This window comes from Synechococcus sp. H60.3 (assembly GCF_047462295.1).
Classification (GTDB): domain Bacteria; phylum Cyanobacteriota; class Cyanobacteriia; order Thermostichales; family Thermostichaceae; genus Thermostichus.
The window spans coordinates 6818-9511 of record NZ_JANSIY010000098.1; the positions used below are offsets into that span (position 1 = coordinate 6818).

At 62.0% G+C, this 2694-nt stretch carries 1 protein-coding gene and 1 pseudogene; both read left to right on the forward strand.

Translation table 11 applies throughout. The features are described from left to right. Window positions 1-354 (forward strand): annotated as a pseudogene (locus tag NW841_RS10105) (TIGR02221 family CRISPR-associated protein); the annotation flags it as partial. 275 nt (window positions 355-629) lie between these two features. Next, window positions 630-2694: type III-B CRISPR-associated protein Cas10/Cmr2 (locus tag NW841_RS10110; RefSeq protein WP_414386250.1), on the forward strand; the 2065-nt coding region annotated here is incomplete at its 3' end.

The following is a 2694-nucleotide window of genomic DNA, read 5'->3' on the forward strand; positions in this document are numbered from 1 at the left end:
TGGGTGGTTTCTGCCCTTTGCCTCTGTGAGGGGATCCAAGACTACCGCAAACGAGAAGCGCGGCAGGGAATTGAACAACAGTTGGGATCCCTCATTCAGCAAGAAGAGCAGCCTCAGTCTCTTCCTCCCATTGCCGCCCACGTTCCCGATGCCAAGCAGCTTGCTGATCTTTGGTCTTGCCTTAGCCAGTACCGCAACGACGTGGCCCATGTGCAGATGAATCCCAAACCTCTACCCAGCGAAGCTCTGGAGAGCTTTGTGCTGCGGGATCTGCTGCCCAGGCTGGAGGCGCTGTTTCCGGAATTGACCCGGACAGAAGGGGAAATGGAAGGGGATCCTTCCAGTTCTCAGTAGGCTACAGACATCGGCCCACCCTCAGGTTCTGAGTTTTCAAGCTCGGTCAAACAGTTGGCAGGGGCTTAGCTTGCACAAGTCCTACTGAGCTGGAGAAATACTAAAGAAACCTGAGGGCTGGTCGGGATTGGTGGACTTTGTTTTGTAGCTTCTGCAGCCAGGTATCGGGTGGCTGTTGGGGTTTTGTTTACTTTTTTGTTTCTTGCGCGTTCAGTTTTTAACTCTCCTGCGAAAACACCATGTCTCATCACTACTGGCAAGCGAAGCTCTGGGGTTTGCTGCATGATCCTGCCCTCAAGGCCCTCCACGACGCCTCTGGCCGCGCTAAGGAAGGGCTGTGGCCAAACCTAGCGGCGATGCAAGGGTGGATCTCGCCCAAGGCGGAAGGATCCCTCCTAGCAAGCGTTGGCGATGCGGATCTGGTTGCCTCCGCCAGCGATCGGGCTGCCATTGGCCACCTGCCGGTTGCCATCGACTACCAGGTAGCCGATCGCGGCCACAGCCTGGGGCCGGGCCTGGAGATGAGCCATCTGCTTTCGGGGCGCAAGCGCTTTTGGCAACTGCCCGAAGACAAGCACCGGGCCCTGCAGCAAGCCAGCTCCCGCGCCGAGCACCTGATGCAGCTAGAGAAAAAGGTGATTCCCGATTGGATCCGGCAAGAAGAGGAAGATATCCAGAAGGTGTTCTGGTGGTTCTGGCGCTGTTTTCCCCAGGCGCTGGTTCGGGAGTTGGGCGATGAGAACCTCCTGCTTTTGCCGGCGGAAACGCGGCTGCCGGATGGATCCCTGTGGAGCCACACCAGTGTCGTGGCGGCCCTGGCGGGCTGTTTGGCCGGCTACGACGAGCCCAAGTTCACGCGGCCCTTTTTGGCCAGCTTCACCTTCAACCCCATCCAGGAGCTGATTAAAGCCAGCCGCAAGATGCGGGATTTCTGGGCCGGATCCTGGCTGTTGCACTACCTCTCGGCACGGCTTTGCTGGCGCCTAGCGGAGAAATACGGCCCCGACTGCCTGCTCTACCCCAGCCTCTACGGCCAGCCGTTGATCGATGCCTGGCTGCTGGAGCGATATCCCGCATTTGCCGAGTGGATCCCGCAGCCTTCTGCCCACGCCCTGCTCACCGCCGGCTTCCCCAACGTGATCCTCTTGCTGTTGCCGGAAGAGCGGGTGGAGGCGGCCATGCAGTTGGCCCAGCAGACCCTCAAAGAAGAATGGCGCCACCTGGCCGAAAGAGCGCTGGAGCACCTGCAACTGGAGCGCCGCTGGCTGGTGCAGTTGCGCCCGGAGGATCCCACCTGGGAGGGATGGCTGGAGCACCAGTGGCAGCTCTACTGGGCAGCAGCACCCCTGGGATCCCCCCAGCAAAGGCTCAAAGACACCGCCATCCTCAAGTCCCAGGAGCCGGTCGAACGGGATCCCTGGGTCAGCGCCCAAAACCGCACCTACCACCTAACAGGAGAGCGGCAGCTTTTTGCCGACGCGGAGCTGAAGTTCCTGCGGATCAGCTTCTGGGATCCCCAAAAGCAGCAGCACCGCCAGGGCAAGCCGGGGCTAAATGTCGGCTCCTGGTGGGCAGCAGCCGTAGAGGCGACGCGCCGGCTGCAGGCTGCCTGCAAACAGGCCCGCGATTGGCAACTGCCGGTGGCCTTTGGACCGCGCAGCACCGTCTCCGGCCTGGGGCCGGTGGTTCACCCTTCCCCCAGGGATCGCTGGATTGGCGAAGGGGAGAGCCGGCGGCTTTGGCAGCGGCAGGCAGGGCTTTTCGATGGCCGCGAGCAGCTCAACGCCACCGAAACGGTCAAGCGGGCCCTGGACAAGGTGTTGCCGGAGCTCTTTCCCAACCTCGATGAAGACAAGATTGCCGCTTCCTACCCCGATCTCACCGCCGGTGTGGCCGGCTACCTGAAAACCCACGGGCGACGGGAGCAGGAGCACTTGGAGCAAGCCTGCCGGGCCGTTGAGGCCATCCACCCCGGCATTCGGGAAGTGCTGCGGGAGATGCGCGGCAAGTGGGGGATCCCGTGGGCCGACCAGCAGAACCTACGCTACCACCCGCGGCTGCTCAACGCCGGCTGGCTGGTGGAAGACCTGGAAGTAGACGCAGCAACCCAGAAGCGCTGCCGCCAGGAGATAGAAGCCACCCTCAGCCGCTACTACCCCAGCATCAACCCCGCCAGTTGGTACGTGCTGGCCGCCGGCGATGGCGACGACATGGGCCAGTGGCTGAGGGGGGAGAAGATGCGACCCTACTACGACTACCTACCCCAGCCGCTGCAGCGCCTAGCCGATGGCTGCAAAGACACCATTGGCCAGGTCATCAACTCCGAGGAGCTCGACCAGG